This window comes from Microbispora sp. CA-102843 (assembly GCF_050936215.1).
In the GTDB taxonomy this organism is placed as follows: Bacteria; Actinomycetota; Actinomycetes; order Streptosporangiales; family Streptosporangiaceae; genus Microbispora.
In genome coordinates this window covers 6,472,981-6,489,748 of record NZ_JBNJNF010000001.1, presented here as the reverse complement: position 1 = coordinate 6,489,748, position 16,768 = coordinate 6,472,981, and the positions used below count along the sequence as shown (strand labels likewise).

General features: G+C 70.2%; 17 protein-coding genes and 1 tRNA gene. 5 read left to right on the top strand and 13 right to left on the bottom strand.

Features of this window, described 5'->3' with window-relative positions; all coding sequences use genetic code 11:
- Positions 1-63: 63 nt before the first annotated feature.
- Positions 64-300, top strand: a complete 237-nt coding sequence (locus ACQEVJ_RS30095; RefSeq protein WP_433106827.1) for a hypothetical protein — start codon at positions 64-66, stop codon at positions 298-300.
- Positions 297-905 carry an NAD(P)-dependent oxidoreductase gene (locus ACQEVJ_RS30090; RefSeq protein WP_433106825.1) on the top strand — a complete coding sequence of 203 codons (609 nt, stop codon included), beginning with the start codon at positions 297-299 and terminating at the stop codon, positions 903-905. Before ACQEVJ_RS30095 ends, ACQEVJ_RS30090 begins: the two co-directional genes overlap by 4 nt.
- A 13-nt stretch (positions 906-918) precedes the next feature.
- Here ACQEVJ_RS30090 and ACQEVJ_RS30085 read toward each other — a convergent pair whose 3' ends face one another.
- The 7 genes from ACQEVJ_RS30085 to ACQEVJ_RS30055 form a co-directional block, all read right to left on the bottom strand.
- Complete coding sequence (locus ACQEVJ_RS30085; RefSeq protein WP_433106823.1) at positions 919-1,347, bottom strand: acyl-CoA thioesterase; 429 nt, start codon at positions 1,345-1,347, stop codon at positions 919-921.
- A gap of 8 nt (positions 1,348-1,355) precedes the next feature.
- Positions 1,356-2,501, bottom strand: coding sequence for an acyl-CoA dehydrogenase family protein (locus ACQEVJ_RS30080; RefSeq protein WP_433106821.1), 1,146 nt, complete (start codon positions 2,499-2,501; stop codon positions 1,356-1,358).
- Between the two features lie 75 nt (positions 2,502-2,576).
- The gene (locus ACQEVJ_RS30075; RefSeq protein ID WP_433106819.1) at positions 2,577-3,860 is read right to left on the bottom strand and encodes an ABC transporter substrate-binding protein; all 1,284 of its coding nucleotides are present in this window, start codon (positions 3,858-3,860) and stop codon (positions 2,577-2,579) included.
- A complete protein-coding gene (locus ACQEVJ_RS30070; protein ID WP_433113044.1) occupies positions 3,821-4,900 on the bottom strand; it encodes a branched-chain amino acid ABC transporter permease in 1,080 nt (359 codons plus the stop codon). Before ACQEVJ_RS30070 ends, ACQEVJ_RS30075 begins: the two co-directional genes overlap by 40 nt.
- Positions 4,901-4,958: 58 nt before the next feature.
- On the bottom strand, positions 4,959-5,849 hold the full coding sequence (locus ACQEVJ_RS30065; protein ID WP_433106817.1) for a branched-chain amino acid ABC transporter permease: 891 nt from the start codon (positions 5,847-5,849) through the stop codon (positions 4,959-4,961).
- Positions 5,849-6,679, bottom strand: a complete 831-nt coding sequence (locus tag ACQEVJ_RS30060) for an ABC transporter ATP-binding protein (RefSeq protein ID WP_433106815.1) — start codon at positions 6,677-6,679, stop codon at positions 5,849-5,851. Before ACQEVJ_RS30060 ends, ACQEVJ_RS30065 begins: the two co-directional genes overlap by 1 nt.
- 74 nt (positions 6,680-6,753) lie before the next feature.
- Entirely contained in the window at positions 6,754-7,665 is a 912-nt protein-coding gene (locus tag ACQEVJ_RS30055) for an ABC transporter ATP-binding protein (protein ID WP_433106813.1), read from the bottom strand.
- Between the two features lie 187 nt (positions 7,666-7,852).
- Between ACQEVJ_RS30055 and ACQEVJ_RS30050 the strand changes: the two genes are divergently transcribed.
- Positions 7,853-9,031 carry a PucR family transcriptional regulator gene (locus ACQEVJ_RS30050; protein ID WP_433106811.1) on the top strand — a complete coding sequence of 393 codons (1,179 nt, stop codon included), beginning with the start codon at positions 7,853-7,855 and terminating at the stop codon, positions 9,029-9,031.
- A gap of 293 nt (positions 9,032-9,324) precedes the next feature.
- Here ACQEVJ_RS30050 and ACQEVJ_RS30045 read toward each other — a convergent pair.
- Positions 9,325-9,399 (bottom strand) — tRNA-Leu (locus tag ACQEVJ_RS30045).
- 138 nt (positions 9,400-9,537) lie between these two features.
- On the opposite strand from ACQEVJ_RS30045, the gene ACQEVJ_RS30040 reads away from it, so the two are divergent.
- On the top strand, positions 9,538-10,116 hold the full coding sequence (locus ACQEVJ_RS30040) for an ANTAR domain-containing response regulator (protein ID WP_433113041.1): 579 nt from the start codon (positions 9,538-9,540) through the stop codon (positions 10,114-10,116).
- 207 nt (positions 10,117-10,323) lie between these two features.
- The gene (locus tag ACQEVJ_RS30035) at positions 10,324-11,625 is read left to right on the top strand and encodes an ABC transporter substrate-binding protein (protein ID WP_433106809.1); all 1,302 of its coding nucleotides are present in this window, start codon (positions 10,324-10,326) and stop codon (positions 11,623-11,625) included.
- 101 nt (positions 11,626-11,726) lie between these two features.
- Here ACQEVJ_RS30035 and ACQEVJ_RS30030 read toward each other — a convergent pair whose 3' ends face one another.
- The 5 genes from ACQEVJ_RS30030 to ACQEVJ_RS30010 all read right to left on the bottom strand — a co-directional run bounded on the left by ACQEVJ_RS30030 (position 11,727) and on the right by ACQEVJ_RS30010 (position 16,496).
- A complete protein-coding gene (locus ACQEVJ_RS30030; RefSeq protein ID WP_433106807.1) occupies positions 11,727-12,251 on the bottom strand; it encodes a hypothetical protein in 525 nt (174 codons plus the stop codon).
- Between the two features lie 104 nt (positions 12,252-12,355).
- Entirely contained in the window at positions 12,356-13,291 is a 936-nt protein-coding gene (locus tag ACQEVJ_RS30025; RefSeq protein WP_433106805.1) for an ATP-binding cassette domain-containing protein, read from the bottom strand.
- Positions 13,288-14,217, bottom strand: coding sequence for an ABC transporter ATP-binding protein (locus tag ACQEVJ_RS30020; protein WP_433106803.1), 930 nt, complete (start codon positions 14,215-14,217; stop codon positions 13,288-13,290). The genes ACQEVJ_RS30025 and ACQEVJ_RS30020 overlap by 4 nt, the downstream gene beginning before the upstream one ends.
- Complete coding sequence (locus ACQEVJ_RS30015; RefSeq protein WP_142556988.1) at positions 14,207-15,196, bottom strand: branched-chain amino acid ABC transporter permease; 990 nt, start codon at positions 15,194-15,196, stop codon at positions 14,207-14,209. Before ACQEVJ_RS30015 ends, ACQEVJ_RS30020 begins: the two co-directional genes overlap by 11 nt.
- Before the next feature lie 13 nt (positions 15,197-15,209).
- On the bottom strand, positions 15,210-16,496 hold the full coding sequence (locus ACQEVJ_RS30010) for an ABC transporter permease subunit (protein ID WP_433106801.1): 1,287 nt from the start codon (positions 16,494-16,496) through the stop codon (positions 15,210-15,212).
- Positions 16,497-16,768 lie beyond the last annotated feature (272 nt).

Below are 16,768 nucleotides of genomic sequence, written 5' to 3'. Positions count from 1 at the left end.
ACGCCCGGCGTCTTAGTCCGGCCGGCCGAGGTTGATCCCGGTGGGGTAGCGGCAGATGACTCCGTGGGTGGGACGACGCCGAACTCCGGCTGGACGACGATTGCCGGTCATGAGAACCCCATTCAGGTACGTCCACGGGGCGGCGTCGCCGGCCACCTCCCGCACTGCCACGACCTCGAACACGAGGACCTGGCCACAGATGAGCGGATCAAGGGTGCTCTGATGCCCGACTCCCACGCCTTCCTCACGCGCATGCCGTACGAACCGGCCGCCGCCCTCACCCGGGCGGTGGAGTCGTGAATCTCACTCTCATCGGCTCAACCGGCCGCACCGGTCGCCACGTCCTGGCCGAGGCGCTGCGCCGCGGCCACCGGGTCACCGCCTTCACCCGCAATGCCGCCGCCCTGGAAGCGCGGCCCCACGTCGTCGTCGAAGGCGACGGCCGCGACCTGGAGAAGATGCGCGCGGCGGTGGCGGGCGCGAACGCGGTGATCTCCATCATCAACGGCGGCGACAGTCGCGACCCGCACCGCGCGGCCCAGGCCACCCGCACCATCATGCGGGCCATGACCGAGACCGGGGTCCGTCGCCTGATCGCCACCACCCCCTACCCGATCGTCGCCCGCAGGCCGTTCCCGCTCATGTGGCTGCTGCGCCGCCTGCTGGCCACCCCCTACGCCGATGCCCGCGACCTGGAGCAGGCCGTGAGCACCGGCGACCTGGACTGGACCATCGTCCGGCTGACCCGGCTCACCGACCGGCCCGCCGCAGGGGCGGTCGTGATCCGCCGCGAACTGCTGGCCAAGCCGCGTGCCCTGACCCGGGCGGACGTGGCGAACACCCTGCTGGACATCGCCCAGGAGGACCACCTGAGCGGTGTGGCCGTCAACGTCCACGGGCGCTGAGCCGACTACGAGATCACGCCGGGGGCAGGGGGAGGAGCAGGCGTTCCATGGCGGGGCGCAGGGGCGGGCCGATCTCCACGGGGCGGCGGGTGTGCCGGTCCACGAAGACGTGGGTGAAGTCCCCCTCGGCGACCAGCGTGTCCCCGGCGAACAGGCCGAGCTCGTAGCGGACGCTGGAACGGCCCAGGTGGCCGATCCGCAGGCCCACGCTGATCACCTGCGGGAAGGACACCGAGGCCCGGTAGGAGCAGCGCGACTCCACGCACAGCCCGATCGCCGGGCCCTCGTGGATGTCCAGCCCGGCCTCCTCGATCAGCCAGGTGTTGATCACCGTGTCCATCAGCGAGTAGTGCACGACGTTGTTGACGTGCCCGTAGACGTCGTTGTCCTTCCAGCGGGTGGGCACGTCCCGCCAGTGGGGATAGGCTCTCCGGTCTTTCACAGGCCCGTTCACAGGCCGAGGTCCCGGCCGACGATTTCGCGCATGATCTCGTTGGACCCCGCCCAGATCCGGGTCACCCGGGCGTCCATCCAGGCCCGCGCCACGCGGTACTCCTTCATGTAGCCGTAGCCGCCGTACAGCTGCACGCAGGCGTCGACCACCTGGTTCTGCACCTCGGCGGTCCACATCTTGGCCTTGGCCGCGTCGACCGCGGTCAGCTCCCCGTCGGCGTGGGCGGCCACGCACTGGTCGACGTACGCCCGGGTCACCTCCACCTTCGTCACCAGGTCGGCGAGGGTGAACTTGTTGTACTGGAAGCTGCCGATCGCCTGGCCGAACGCCTTGCGCTCCTTCACGTACGACAGGGTCTCGGCGAGCACGGCGGCGGCGTGGGAGATGTTGGTGACGGCGCTGCCGAGCCGTTCCTGCGGAAGGCGCTCCATCATGGCGACGAACCCCCGGTCCACCTCGCCGATCACGTTGCCGGCCGGCACCCGCACGCCCTCGAAGAACAGCTCGGCCGTGTCGGCCTCCGGCTGGCCGACCTTGTCCAGCTTGCGCCCCCGGTGGAAGCCGGGCATGCCCTCCTCGACCGCGAACAGCGTGATGCCCTTGGCCCGCTTCTCCGGGCTGGTCCGGGCCGCCACCACGACGAGGTCGGCCTGGTAGCCGTTGGTGATGAACGTCTTGGAGCCGTCGACGATCCAGTCGGAGCCGTCCCTGACGGCGGTGGTGCGCAGCGCCGCCAGGTCCGACCCGCCGCTCGGCTCGGTCATGCCGATCGCGGTGATCATCTCTCCCGAGCAGAACGGCGGCAGCCACCGCTTCCTCTGCTCGTCCGTCGTCAGCTCCACCAGGTATGGCGCGACCACGTCGAAGTGGATGCTGAAACTGGACGCCAGAGCCATGCCCACCCCGGCGAGTTCCTCGGTGAGCACGGCGTTGAAGCGGTAGTCGCCCGCCGCCGCGCCGTCGTACTCCTCGGGGACCTCCAGGCCGAGGAATCCCTGCCGGCCGGCCTCCCGCCACACCTCGCGGTCGATCAACCGGCGCTCGATGAACTCCTCGGCCCTCGGAGCGACCGAGCGGATCACGAACTGCCGCACGGAGTCGCGGAAGGCCTCGTGGTCCTCGCCGTAGATGGTGCGTCGCATCGATTCTCCAGACGATTGTTCGGTATGGGGATACTAGCGAGTAACCTCCCCGGCGCGGACACGGCCGTCGGGACGTCAGCCCACCGGCACCGGGTAGTCCTTCGCCAGCTCGGAGACCTCCGCCTCCCTGAAGACCACCGAGCCGCCGAGCGCCGCCTTGTCGGGCTTGAGCACGTACGACGACCGGGAGGCGGGCTTGTCGAAGAACGTGAAGTTCATCGGCGTGCCGAGGTCGCCGCCGAAGTTCGACTGCGAGCGGTGCGCGTTCAGGACGCCCTCGCGGGTGAGGTCCTTGGCCTCGCACGCCTTCCTCATCGCCTCGTCCACGATCATCGCCGCGCTCCAGCCGGTGGGCACGCCGCTGTCGAGCGTCTCGCCGGGATACTTCGCCTGGTAGTCGGCCACCAGTTTCTGCATCGCCGGGTTCTTCCCGCTGACCGGCATCCCCGCGGACACGTAGTAGAAGTCCTTCAGCAGGGCCGGCCCGGCCGGGGTCGCGAGAAGCTGCGGAGCGTAGGCCGAGTTGCTGCCGACGAACGGCACGTCCATGCCCCTGGCCAGGGACACGCCGACCAGCGAGGCCGTCTGCCGGGGCCCCACCGAGACGAGCACGGCCTTCACCCCGGCCGCCTTGAACGCCGCCACCTGGGCGCTCATGTCCTGGTCGGTCGCCTTGATCTTCTGCTCGACGATCTGCAGGCCGAGCTTGTCCGCGGCGTACTTCGAGCCGTTGAGCGAGCTCTCGCCGTAGTCGCCCTCGAAGTACAGGTGCCCGATCTTGTCGCCGGACTTGATCCCCTTCTCCTTCGTGAGGAACTCGACAGCGTTGATCATGTCCACGTCGTACGTCGTGCCGGTGACCTGGATGGCCCGGCTGCCGAGCAGCGTGGTCGCCCACGCCATCGGGATCGTGAGCAGCTTGTCGCCGTCGACGCGCTGCTTCAGCGCGGTGATCATGGGGGATCCGATGAACTGCACGATCGCCGCCGACTTGGGCGCGACCTCGGTGTAGGCCGCCACCGCCTTCTGCGTGTCGTAGCCGTGGTCGCGCACGACCAGCTCGTACTTACGGCCGCAGACCCCGCCGCCGGCGTTGACCTGGTCGAAGTACAGCTGCTGCGCCTGCGTCTGGCTCTTGCCGAACGACGCGTAAGGACCGGTCAGGTCGGTGAGCGCGCTCACGGTGATCGTGGTGGCCGTGACGCCGGGGCCGGTCTTGACCCCGTCACCGCTCGCCGCCCCGGCGTCTCCGCCGCCGCCCGTCGCCTTGCCGCTGGCGCACCCCGCAGCCGAGGTCGCGACGGCCAGGGACAGCAGGGCTAACGCCGCGATGCGGGCGCGGGTGTCGATTTTGCCCATCTGAGCTCCTTGAGTCGAACGCGGCCGAGCCGCGTGGCGAGCCCGGCCAGACCGCCGGGAAGTAACAGCACCACCGCGACGACGGCGGCGCCGTAGAGGATCCGCGCGGCCTCGGCGGGGGAGACCCCGCCGGAACCCGGCTCGGCCACCAGCGGCAGGGCGTCGCTGTAGCGCGTGAGCAGCTGGGGGAGCAGGGAGACGAACGCGGCCCCGACGACCGCCCCGGCGACCGATCCCAGGCCGCCGATCACGATCATCGCGAGGTAGTCGAGCGACAGCAGCATGCCGAAGTAGTCCGGCACGATCTGCTGGAAGACCAGGGCGACCAGCACCCCGGCGAGTCCGCCGTACATGGACGACAGGACGAACACGCCCGCGCGGTATCGGGCGACAGGGACGCCCATGACCCCCGCGGCGATCTCGTGGTCCCTGATCGTGTTCATCGCCAGGCCGGGACGGCCGCGCAGCACGCCCCTGGCGAACACCGCCGCGCCCGCGAGCAGCGCGATCCCGAGGAACCACAGCCGTTCGAGCGAACCGAACGGCACGTTCAGCACCACCAGCTCCGGGGTGTCGGCGAAGACGAAACCGAACAGCTCCATCGGCGGCACCGGCCGTCCGTTGAAGCCGCCGGTCACCGGTTCCGCGTTGAACAGGATGTGCTGGCCGACGAAGATCAGGGCGAGCGTGGCGATACCCAGGTAGGCGCCCCTGAGGCGGCCCGCGATCGGGCTGAACAGGCCGCCGGACACGCCCGCGACGATCACCGCCGCCACGGCCGCGAGCGGCGTCGGCAGCCCCAGGTCCGACGACAGGTAGACGTAGGAGTACGCCCCGACCGCGAGGAAGAAGGCATGTCCCAGGGACAGCTGCCCGGTCGCCCCGGTCAGCAGGTTGATCCCGATCGCGCCGATCGCCGCCGACATCGCGAACAGCCCCGCCTGCAGCCAGAACCCCTCCAGGTAGAAGGGCACCGCGACTGCCCCCGCGAGCACCGCGAGCCACAGCGCGGCCCGGAGGGGCCGCGCCCTGAAACCCAGCGCGGCCCGGAGGGGCCGGAACGTGCCGCGCGGGGCCGTACCGGGCGCGTGTGTGGGTTCAGACACGGGCCGGCTCCTTCGTGCCGAACAGCCCGGAGGGCCGCAGCAGCAGGATCACGATCATCACGAGGAACGGCGCCGCGTCGCCGACGCCGCGGCCCAGGAAGGCGAGCTCGCTCTGGTAGCCGCTCATCAGCGTCTCGGTGACGCCCACGATCAGCCCTCCGGCCAGCGCGCCCGTGGTCGAGTCGAGCCCGCCGAGGATGGCGGCGGGGAACGCCTTCATCGCCGCCGCGGCCGTGCCCCTGTCCAGGCCCGGAGTCGGGAAGACGCACAGGAACAGCGCCGCGACCGCGGCCAGCGCCCCGGCGACGGCCCACGCGCTGAGCGAGACCCGGCCGAGCCGCACGCCCATCAGCGCGGCGGTCTCCGCGTCCTCGGCCGTGGCGCGCATCGCGACACCCCAGCCGGTGAACTTGAAGGCGAGCAGGAACGCCACGATCAGCGCGGCGGCGACCGCGAGGGCCACGACGCGGGTCTCGGCGACCGTGATCGGGCCAAGACGCAGCACCCGGGCGCCCCAGGGGTCGCCGAGAGCGAGCACCTCGGTGCCGATCTGACGGGTGAGCTCGGTCGTGAGCAGGATGTCCACGCCGATCGTGACGATGGCCAGCACGCCGCGCGAGCCCACGTGCGCCCGGCGCAGGATCAGGAACTCCACCAGTGCGCCGACCAGCGCCGCCGCCGCGATCCCGGCCGCCAGCGCCGCCCAGAACCCGATCAGCGAATGCAGCCGGGCGATCACGTAGCCGCCGGCCAGCAGCAGCGACGCGTGGGTGAAGTTGACCACCTCGGTCGCCTTGAAGATCACCACGAAGCCGAGCGCGATCAGCGCGTACACGGCCCCGACCGAGATCCCGTTGACGAGCAGCTCAAGGAAGACCGCCATCACGCCTCCCCGCTCTCGCCGGGCCGGCCGTCCCCGCCGGAGTCGCCCTCCGCGTAGTCGCCCAGATAGGCGCGGATCACCTCGGGGTCGCGCTGGACCTCCTCGGGCGGCCCGTCCGCGATCCGCCTGCCGAAGTCGAGCACGGTCACCGCGTCGGCGATCCGCATGACCATGCCCATGTCGTGCTCGACCAGCAGGATCGAGATGCCGAGGCTCTCGCGCACCGACTGGATGAGGGCGGCCATCTCCCGCCGCTCGCCGCCGTTCATCCCCGCGACCGGCTCGTCCAGCAGGAGCAGCCGCGGCTCCATGCACAGCGCCCGGGCCAGCTCCACCCGCTTCTGCACGCCGTACGGCAGCAGCCCCACCGGGATGGACAGCGCGTCGCCGACGCCGGCGAACTCCGCGATCTCCGCCACCCGCGCGCCGTGCCGTACGGCCTCGCGCCTGGCCGAGGACAGCCGCAGACCGGCCGAGACGAAGCCGGCACGGGTCAGGCGGTGCCGGCCGAGCATGAGGTTGTCGCGGACCGGCAGATGCGGCGACAGGGCGATGTTCTGGAACGTCCGCGCCACGCCCAGCGCCGCCACCCGGTGCGGGCGCAGCGAGGTCAGCTCGGTGCCGCCGAAGCGCACGCTGCCTGAGGTGGCGCGGTAGACGCCCGACAGCACGTTGAAGCAGGTGGACTTGCCCGCGCCGTTCGGGCCGATCAGCGCGTGCACGCTGCCGGGGGCCACGGTGAAGCTCACCGCGTCGAGCGCGGTGAGGCCGGCGAAGCGGACCGTCACCTCACTGACCACGAGTTCCGCCGGGCCGTCGCCGTCGGCCATACCGACCGGTTGGTTTCTCCTGGGCGCGCGGAAGCGCCTCATCGGGTGTGCGCGCGGCTCGCCGCGGCGGTGGGTCATGCCGTCCATCTCGCCAGCCTGGTCCTCTCGTGCCTCTCATGGCCGGGGCCGGGATCGGTACCGACCGGTCGGTCTGTATCGGGCGCGCCGACGCCGAGGTAGCGTTGGCGCACCTCGTCGCTGGCCGCGAGGTCCGCCGCCGGTCCCGACAGCGCCACCTCGCCCACCTCCAGCACGTACGCCCGCTCGGCCAGCGCGAGCGCCATGGCGGCGTTCTGCTCCACCAGCAGCACCGACGTGCCCTGGGCGTTGATCTGCCGCACGGTGTCGGCGATCCGGGCCGCCATCAGCGGCGCGAGCCCGAGCGTGGGCTCGTCCAGCAGCAGCAGCGAAGGCCCGGCCATGAGCGCCCGGCCGATCGCCAGCATCTGCTGCTCGCCGCCCGACAGCAGGCCCGCCCGCTGGTGGGCCCGCTCGGCCAGCACAGGGAAGAGTTCGAGCACCCGCTCACGTGCCGCCGCCGCCCGCCTGCCCGGCACGCCCAGCGCTCCGGCACGCAGGTTCTCGGCCACCGTCATCCGGGCGAACACCCGCCGTCCCTCCGGCACCTGGACCACGCCGCGCCGTACGACGGCCGCCGCCGGCGCTCCGTCGAGGCGGGATCCCCCGAAGGCGACCGTCCCCGACGTGATCGCGCCCCGGTGGAACCGCAGCGTCCCCGACACGGCACGCAGCAGCGTCGTCTTGCCCGCGCCGTTCGCGCCGAGCACCGCGGCCACCGCGCCCCGGGGCACGGCCAGGTCGACGCCCCGCAGGGCGCGTACGGGGCCGTACCGCACCTCCAGGCCCCTGATCTCGAGGCCCCCGGTCTCGGGGGGCGCAGTCTTCGGGTTCGCAGTCTCCGAGTCCGCAGTCTCCGGGCTCCCGATCTCTGGGCCGCTGGTTCCCGGGCCCGCCTCACCAGACATCCGCGCCTCCTGTGACTTCGATGAAGGCACACCCAACCCACCGTGGTCGAGGGCCGTCCAGCGCCGGGAGCCAAGTCGGGACCCCAGCCCATGCCCGCCGGCCGTGCCCTGTGCTCCAGCACAATCCCGCATCACGAAACGAAAACCGAACCTTGTTCCGGACGCCGCCGGCTGGCACATTCGGGGCATGAGGTCCAGGACGGACTCCGAAGTCCGGGAACTGCTGCGGACCTCCGCCGCAGGCCTGCTGGAACGGCTCCCCGAGCTCGCCGACGAGCTGGTGAAGCGCGGCAGGGAAAGCGACGAGGCCTACCGCATGACGGTCCCCTACGAGGACCACTGGAAGAGCACCCACGAAGGGCTGCGCGTCGGCATCACCGCGATCCTGCAGCCCCGGCACGAGCGGCGCGACGTCGCGTACGCCCAGACGGTCGGGCGCAGGCGGGCCGAGTTCGGGCTCCCGCTGGACTCGCTCATGCGCAGCTACCGCCTGGCCGCGCAGGTCACCTGGAACGGCTTCATCGACATCATCGGCGACCAGGGCCCCGAGCGGCTGCCCGCCCTGCTGCGCAGCGCCACCCACGTGTGGCACGCCATCGACCGCCAGGCCGTGGCGGCGGCCGACGCCTACCGCCGCCGGGAGAACGAGCTGCTCGGCCGGACCAACCAGCGCGTCAACGCCATGCTCGACGCCCTCCTGGAGGGCCGCGCCGACCCGGCCGTGGCCGGCGTGGCCGCCGACGCCCTCGGCCTGCCGGAGCACGGCCGCTATGCGGTCGTCACAACGCGGCTGCCCGCGCAGCCCGACCGCGTGCACCGCCCCGACGAGATCGGCGGGCTGCGCTTCCTGTGGCGCATGCGCCCGGACCTGGAGATGGCGGTGGTGTACCTCGACGACCGGGAGCTGGACGACCTGGTGGCCGCGATCACCCCGGTCGTCTGCGCGAGCGCCGGCGTCAGCCCGGTGGTGGAGAGCCTCGCCGACCTCGGCACGGCCCGCCGCCTGGCGGAGGTGGCCATGCGCACCTGCTCGGGGACCGCGCCGGAGATCGCACGGCTCGACCGGCGGCTGCCCGCCGCCCTGGTGGTCTGCCAGCCGGAGCTGGCCGGGCACCTCGCGGGCGGCGTCCTCGGCCCGATCATCGCCTCACCCGACGGCGGCGTGCTGCTCGCGACGCTGGAGGCGTGGCTGCGCTGCGAGGGGTCCGCCTCCCGGGCGGCGGCCGAGCTCTACTGCCACCGCAACACCGTCTTCAACCGCGTGCGCCGCATCGAGCAGCTCACCGGCCGCTCGCTGGCCCGCCCCCTGGACATCGTCGAACTCTCCCTCGCCCTCGACGCCGTCCGCCTCCTCCCCGGCGCCTGAGATCGCACGGCTCGGTATTCGGGGCCCACGAACTCGTCGAGGCGGGCGACGGCATCACGCCTGGCGATCGAGATCTCGTTGCGTTTGTTGTAGCGCCATGCGACGCCGAGGCGGTCCAGCGTCTCCCCGCACAGCCGGAGGATGCCGGCGGACTCGTTCTCGAACAGGTATCGCGGGTACTCGTCGCCGGAGTCGAGAAGACGGAGAGCCCGGCGGCGACTCGAGGAATCGCACACGTGCCCGATCGTGGCAGTCGCCACTGAGGGTTTTCTGGCGACCGCGAAGAGTGAAAGTGCCCCGGGTGGGACTCGAACCCACACTGTACGGGTTTTGAATCCGCTCCCTCATGCCAATTGGGGTACCGGGGCTTCAATCCGGACTTTGTATAACTTGTCCGAACCCGTCGCGCAGAAGCCTACCAAATGGGTGATCATCCGCGAGGCCCCTGGCGTGGTTCTAATGTAGCGGACGTCGGTAACCTCTTGTGCGTGAGTACGCAGCGGCGAGTGGTGATCGCGGAAGACGAGGCGCTGATTCGCCTCGACCTGAAGGAGATGCTCGAAGAGGACGGTTACGCCGTGGTCGGCGAGGCCGGCGACGGCGAGACGGCGGTCAAACTCGCCATGGAGCTCCGCCCCGACCTGGTGATCCTGGACGTGAAGATGCCTGTGCTCGACGGGATCTCCGCGGCCGAGCGCATCGTCTCAGAACGCATCGCGCCGTGCCTCATCCTCACCGCGTTCTCGCAGCGCGATCTGGTCGAGCGGGCCAGGGACGCGGGCGCGATGGCCTACCTGGTCAAGCCGTTCACCAAGGGCGACCTGGTTCCGGCCATCGAGATGGCGGTCAGCCGGCACGAGGAGATGGCCGCGCTGGAGAAGGAGGTCTCCACGCTGTCGGAGCGGCTGGAGACCAGGAAGCTCGTGGAGCGCGCGAAGGGCCTGCTCATGGCCCAGCACGGGTGGACGGAGCCGCAGGCCTTCCGGTGGATCCAGAAGGCGTCCATGGACCGGCGCATGAGCATGCGCCAGGTGGCCCAGATCGTGGTGGACGAGAACGGCGACGAGGCCCAGCCGCCCGCCTGAACGCCGCCATGCTGATCACGGAGGAGAAGACTCCTGGTCAGGGGCCGTCCCGCTAAGTTGAGGAGTTATTACGACTCCGCATCCAAGTGCGGACAGTTCTGATGCATCCCTGGTCGGGCCATGCCCGGCCTATGTACCTTTCAGCCATTCGATCGGGACCAGTCGGCAGCGCTGACGATTCCCGGGCCTGGATGAAGGAGATGCTTCATGATCCGCATTGCCCCCCTCGGGCGGGTGCTGGCCGTTGCCGCGGCCGCCAGCCTCGCGCTGACGGCCTGTGGCGGTGGTGAGGACAGCGCCGCGCCGGCTTCCTCGGCGCCGGCGGCCCAGTCCTCCGCACCCGCTGCCGCCACCGCCCAGGGCGATGGCGTTCTCACCGTCGGCACGCTGCTGCCGCAGACCGGTTCGCTCGCCTTCCTCGGCCCGCCGGAGTTCGCGGGTGTCGGGCTGGCGATCAAGGAGATCAACGACGCCGGTGGTGTCCTCGGCAAGCCGGTGGTCGAGGTCGACACGGACTCGGGTGACACCTCGACCAACATTGCGTCCCAGTCTGTCGACAAGTTGCTGCAGCAGAAGGCCGACGTGGTCATCGGTGCCGCCTCGTCCTCGGTGTCGCTGTCGGTCATCGACAAGATCACCGGTGCGGGCGTGGTCCAGATCTCGCCGGCGAACACCTCCGACCAGTTCACCACGTACAACGACAAGGGCCTGTACTTCCGTACGGCTCCGCCGGACGTGCTGCAGGGCCGTGTCCTCGGCGACCTCATCCTCGCCGACGGCAACGACACCGTGGGCATCCTGGCCCTTCAGGACGCGTACGGCACCGGCCTCGCGGACAACGTGCAGAAGGCGGTCGAGGGCGGCGGCGGCCAGGTCGTGGAGAAGGTCATCTACGACCCGAAGGCGGCCGACTACTCGGCGGACGTCGCCAAGATCAAGGAAGCCAACCCGAAGGCCATCGCGATGATCGGCTTCGACGAGACCAAGAAGATCATTCCTGAGCTCGTCAAGCAGGGCCTGACCGCCAAGAAGGTGAAGTACTACTTCGTCGACGGCAACCTGTCCAACTACGGCACGGGCAAGGACGGCTTCCCCAAGGGCACGCTCGACGGCGCCAAGGGCACCCAGCCGGGCGCCCAGGTCTCCGACGACTTCAAGGCGAAGCTGAAGACGATCGACCCGAGCCTGAAGGACTTCAACTACGGCCCCGAGTCGTACGACGCCACCATCCTGACGGCGCTCGCGGCGGTCGCCGCCAAGAGCGACGCGCCCGCGGACATCGCGGCCCATCTGCAGGAGGTCTCCACCGGCGGGGAGAAGTGCAAGGACTTCAAGTCCTGCAACGACCTGCTCGCCGCGGGCAAGGACATCGACTACGACGGCGCGTCCGGCCCGATCGAGTTCAACGAGGCCGGTGACCCGGCCGAGGCGACGATCGGCATCTACCAGTACGGCCCCGACAACACCAACAAGAACGTCGCCTTCAACACCGGCAAGATCGCCGGCTGATTGAGAGCACGAAGGGCCCGCTCCCCGTGGAGCGGGCCCTTTCGGCGTCCCCGGGCTTCCCCGCCGTCGCGGGGTCGCCCGTAGGCGTCTCGCCGCGCGGGTCAGGAACGGCCGCAGGCGGCGAGGACGGTGACGGACGCCTTGCGATACCGGCGCAGCAGGTCCGGGCGCCGGGAATCGGCCGTGTCGGCCCGGGAGAGGGTCTCGGCGAGGCCGTCGATGGTCGCGACGGCGGCCGCGGCCGGGGCCGGCAGGTGGGGGCCGTACATCTCCAGGGTGCCGCGCAGATAGCCGAAACGGCCGCGTACGTCCCCGTCCCAGTGCTGGGCCTCCTCCTGCCCCGCCGGCAGCAGCGACAGCCCCAGGTAGCCGATGGCGGACACCACGCGGGCGCAGGGGTCGTCTCCGGCCCTCGCGCCGGTGACGTAGACCGCGCCGCTCGTCTTCCCGGACGCGGCTTCCGTGGACGACACGGTGGACACGGCGGTGGACACGGCGGTGGACACGGCGGCGGACGACACGGCGTCCGCCGAGGCTTCGGGTTCCGGGGACGGTGACTGGCAGGCGGACAGGCCCATCGTGAGTGCCGAGACGACCAGTGCCGCCCGGAGGGGGGTTCGGGTCATACGGCTCATTGTCACCCCGGCGGTTGCCGATCAGGTGGGAATAAGGTCACAGACATACGACGAGGGCCCCGGCGGAGGCTCCGCCGAGGCCCTCGAAGAGCGGCTCAGGCCCGGGCGAGCGTGCCCAGGTAGAGCTGGATGACCTTCGGGTCGTTGATCAGGTCGCGACCGCTGGCCATGTAGGCGTTGCGGCCCTGGTCGAGCACGTAGCCCCGATGGCAGATCTGCAGGCAGCGGCGCGCGTTCTGCTCCACCATGATCACCGTCACCCCGGCCTTGTTGATCTGCTGGGCCTGGATGAAGACCAGGTCCTGCAGCTTGGGCGACAGGCCCGCGGACGGCTCGTCCAGGAGCAGGACCGACGGCTCGGTCATGAGCGCCCGGCCCATGGCGACCATCTGGCGCTCACCGCCGGACAACGAGCCGGCGCGCTGCTTGCGGCGCTCCCGGAGGGCGGGGAAGATCTCGCAGACGAACTCGAACCGCTCCTTGAACTTGCCGGGCACCTGGAAGGCGCCCATCTCCAGGTTCTCCTCGATGGTGAGGCTGGGGAAGACGTTGTTCGTCTGCGGGACGTAGCCGGCCCCGCGGGCCACCAGCGAGTGCGCCTTGAGGCTGGTGATGTCCTCGCCGTTCAGGGTGACCGAGCCGCTGCGCACCGGCACGAGCCCGAACAGGGTCTTCAGCAGGGTCGACTTGCCGGCGCCGTTCGGGCCGATGATGCCGATCAGCTCGCCCTTCTTCACGTACAGGTCGGCGCCGTTGAGGATGTTGACGCCGGGGATGTACCCGGCGTACAGCTCGTCGGCCCGCAGCAGCGCGTCCTCGGCTCCGGCGAGGTGGTCGGAGCGGTCGAGGACGGCCGCCTGCGAGACGGGCTCCGCGCCGTCCTCGTCCGCCGCCGCGACCGGCACCGGCTCGCCGGCGCCGTCCGTCGCGGCGGCGTCGTCCGGCGTACCGGTGCGGTCCGGCTCGGCGGCGTCGTCCGGCGTGGGGGCGCGGTCTGGCTCTGCGTGGTTTTCCGGCGTGGGGGCGGTCATGCCTTCTCCTCGATCTCGGACTCCAGCTCGGCCTCGGCCTCCTGCAGCTGCTCCTCGAACTCCTCGGCGGACATCGGCGCGTCGTGGTGGGCGCCCAGGTAGGCGTCGATCACGCGCGGGTCCGACATGATGGTGTCCGGCGGCCCCTCCGCGATCACGGCGCCCTGGGCCATCACGATGACCCAGTCGCTGATGTCGCGGACCATGTCCATGTCGTGCTCGACGAAGAGCACGGTCATGCCCTCCTCGCGCAGGTCCTTCACGTGCCCGAGGAGCGACTGGGTCAGGGCCGGGTTCACACCCGCCATGGGCTCGTCGAGCATGACCAGCTCGGGGCCGACCATCAGGGCCCGCGCCATCTCCAGCAGCTTGCGCTGGCCGCCGGACAGCGAGCCGGCGAAGTCGTCGCGCTTGGCGGCGAGCTTGAAGCGCTCGAGGAGCTCCTCGGCGCGCTCGGTGATCTCGTCCTCCTGGCGGCGCCAGCTGCCCGGGATCAGCGCGCGGAAGAAGTTCTCGCCGCGCTGGTTCTGCGCGCCGAGCCGCATGTTCTCCATCACGGTGAGCTTCGACAGGGCCTTGGTGAGCTGGAACGTGCGGACCATGCCCGCACGGGCCACCCGGTGGGCGGGCACACCCTTGAGCTGCTTGCCGTTGAAGGTCCAGGACCCCTCGTCGGCGCTGTCGAAGCCGGTGAGCTGGTTGAAGAACGTGGTCTTGCCGGCGCCGTTCGGGCCGATGAGCGCGGTGATCGACCCGCGCTGGACCTCCACGTGGTCGACGTTGACGGCCGTGAGGCCGCCGAACCGGCGCACGACCTTGTCGACGACGACGATGGGGTCGGGCTTGGGGACGCCGGGCTCGTGCTCGAGGCCCGCGAAGGCGGCCAGCGCCGCCGCCTTCCTGGTCTGGGTGGTGTCAGCGTGCATCGAGCGCGATCTCCCTCTTGTCACCGAAGATGCCCTGAGGCCGGAAGATGAGCAGGAGCATCAGGCCGAGACCGACCAGCATGAAGCGGACCGCGCCGATGTTGTTCACGGTGAACAACGAGGGGAGTAGCCCGGCGCTCACGGCCTCGCTGAGCGTGTTCCCGACGAAGACCAGCAGCACCCAGAAGATCGCGGCGCCGACGACGGGGCTGAAGACGCGGGCCGCGCCGCCGAGGATCACGATCGTGTACGCGTAGAAGGTGAACTCCGTGCTGAACAGGTCGGGCTGCACCGACGCCTGTCCGAGCGCGAACAGGAAACCGCCGAGGCAGCCGACCACGCCGCCGAGCACGAGCGCCTGCATCTTGTAGGAGAAGACGTTCTTGCCGAGGCTGCGCACGGCGTCCTCGTCCTCGCGGATGGCCTTGAGCACGCGGCCCCAGGGGCTCTTCATGAGCAGGTAGACCAGTCCGCAGGCGATCGCGATGAGCACCCAGCCGACGGTCAGCACCCACGTCACCCGCTCGTTGAAGCTGATCGGGCCGATGCCGTACGTGCCGGGGGAGTAGGGGTTCATCGCGAAGAAGTCGCCGGAGAAGTTCTGCCGGCCGTCCGAGCCGCCGAAGACGCTGCTGAACTTGACCGACCTGAAGACGAGCCGGACGATCTCGGCCGCCGCGATGGTGACGATGGCGAGGTAGTCGGCGCGCAGCCGCAGGGTGGGGATGCCGAGCAGGAAGGCCAGCACGACGGTGGCCGCCAGGCCGATCAGGATGCCGAGCCAGAACGGCAGGTGGAAGGTGGCCACGGTGACGGCCATGCCGTACGCGGCGACGCCGAGGAAGGCCGCCTGGCCGAAGTTGAGCAGCCCGGCGTAGCCGAACTGGATGTTGACGCCGATCGCGGCGAGCGCGTAGACGACGGTCTCCAGGCCGATCGAGGCCTTGACCGTGGTGACGAAGATGGTGTTCCAGTCCACGTGTGGTCTCCGATCAGCCGATGCGCTCGCGCCGGCCGAGGATGCCCTGTGGCCGGAAGAGCATGACGAGGATGAGCACCAGCAGCGCGCCGACGGTCTTCAGCTCGGTCGGCACCACGACGGTGGACAGCTGGATGAACAGGCCGACGACGATGGAGCCGACGAGGGCGCCGAAGGCGGTGCCGAGGCCGCCGAGGGTGACCCCCGCGAAGACGAGCAGCAGGATCTGGAAGCCCATCTGGAAGCTGACGTTCTGCGACAGGCCGAGCATGATGCCCGCGAGCGACGCGATGGCGCCGCCGACGGTCCAGATGATCCGGATGACGCGGTCGACGTTGATGCCGGAGGAGGCCGCAAGGGCGGGGTTGTCGGCGACGGCCCTGGCGGCCTTGCCGATGCGGGTCTTGAGGAGCGCGACTCCGACGATCACGAGCACGGCGAGCTCGATGCCCATCGCGATGAAGTTCTTCGGCGCGGCGGAGATCGGGCCGACCTGGATGCCGGGCTGGGCGTTGTACTCCGCGTACGGAGCGCCCTCGCCGCCGAAGAAGAACAGGAAGACGTAGCGGAGGAACAGGGCCAGGCCGATCGAGATGATCATCATGGCGACCAGGCTGCTGCCCCGTCTGCGCAGCACTCCCCAGAAGAACCGGTCCTGGGCGTACCCGAAGGCCCCGCCGATCACGACCGCGATCACCGCCGCCAGGATGAGCGGGATTCCCAGGACCACGTTGAAGAAGTAGGCGCTCATCGCGCCGAACGTGAGCAACTCGCCGTGGGCGAAGTTGGTGAGCCCGGTGGTGCCGAACACCAGGGACAGGCCCATGGCCGCGAGGGCGATGATGAGCCCGAGGTTGAAGCCCTCGAAGGTGAGCTGGGCGACCCGGTCCCAGAAGGAGGAGGAGTCCGACGAGGCCTGTGCGGCGCCGCCGCCCTGCTGGCCCGCGGGGGCGAGGGCGAACAGGACGTTGCGTTGGCTGCCCTCGTAGACCTGCACGTCCAGGGTGGCCCGGTTCTGGAACTTCAGCCCGATATCCTTGGGGAGCGTCGACGGGTCAAGCGTGACCTTGTATTTGCCCGCCTCGGGGACCGGCACCTCCCACTTGCCGTCGGCACCCGTGGTGGCGTCGCCGACGGGTTTGCCGTCTTCGCCCGCCACGCTGATCTTCACGCCGTTCACCGGCTGGCCTTGGTTTTGGAGTGTGCCCTTCAGTGCCTCCCCGTCCGCCCAGGCGGGGGAGGAGAGCAGAAAGACGAGTCCACCCAGGAAGGCCGTGAACGCGATCACGGCTCTGCGCAATGGTGCTCCCTCTATTCAGGTCATGGCGGGGTCGTGCCCCCACTGCGGACGCGCAACATCGGTCAGGTTGCTGCGATGTTGTGGCCGGAGCATAAGCCTGAGACGCCCGTTTCGGGGTCGTTCGTCACCAATTGGTGACCATGGTGTGTCACTGACGTGAGAAAGGGTTCGCAGGTCAGGGCATGTAAGGAGTCAACCGGAGGGTCGGTGCTGTAGAAGAGCGTGAGCCCGTGGGAGGACCTTTGGGACCGTACACAGCTTCCCCGGCTCCG

What these genes read in the sequence shown, in the direction of transcription:
- ACQEVJ_RS30080 (WP_433106821.1), bottom strand. Translation starts at nt 2,501, where the DNA reads ATGCGACGCACCATCTACGGCGAGGACCACGAGGCCTTCCGCGACTCC.
- ACQEVJ_RS30075 (WP_433106819.1), bottom strand. Translation starts at nt 3,860, where the DNA reads ATGGGCAAAATCGACACCCGCGCCCGCATCGCGGCGTTAGCCCTGCTG.
- ACQEVJ_RS30065 (WP_433106817.1), bottom strand. Translation starts at nt 5,849, where the DNA reads ATGGCGGTCTTCCTTGAGCTGCTCGTCAACGGGATCTCGGTCGGGGCC.
- ACQEVJ_RS30060 (WP_433106815.1), bottom strand. Translation starts at nt 6,679, where the DNA reads ATGGCCGACGGCGACGGCCCGGCGGAACTCGTGGTCAGTGAGGTGACG.
- ACQEVJ_RS30055 (WP_433106813.1), bottom strand. Translation starts at nt 7,665, where the DNA reads ATGTCTGGTGAGGCGGGCCCGGGAACCAGCGGCCCAGAGATCGGGAGC.
- ACQEVJ_RS30050 (WP_433106811.1), top strand. Translation starts at nt 7,853, where the DNA reads ATGAGGTCCAGGACGGACTCCGAAGTCCGGGAACTGCTGCGGACCTCC.
- ACQEVJ_RS30035 (WP_433106809.1), top strand. Translation starts at nt 10,324, where the DNA reads ATGATCCGCATTGCCCCCCTCGGGCGGGTGCTGGCCGTTGCCGCGGCC.
- ACQEVJ_RS30030 (WP_433106807.1), bottom strand. Translation starts at nt 12,251, where the DNA reads ATGACCCGAACCCCCCTCCGGGCGGCACTGGTCGTCTCGGCACTCACG.
- ACQEVJ_RS30025 (WP_433106805.1), bottom strand. Translation starts at nt 13,291, where the DNA reads ATGACCGCCCCCACGCCGGAAAACCACGCAGAGCCAGACCGCGCCCCC.
- ACQEVJ_RS30020 (WP_433106803.1), bottom strand. Translation starts at nt 14,217, where the DNA reads ATGCACGCTGACACCACCCAGACCAGGAAGGCGGCGGCGCTGGCCGCC.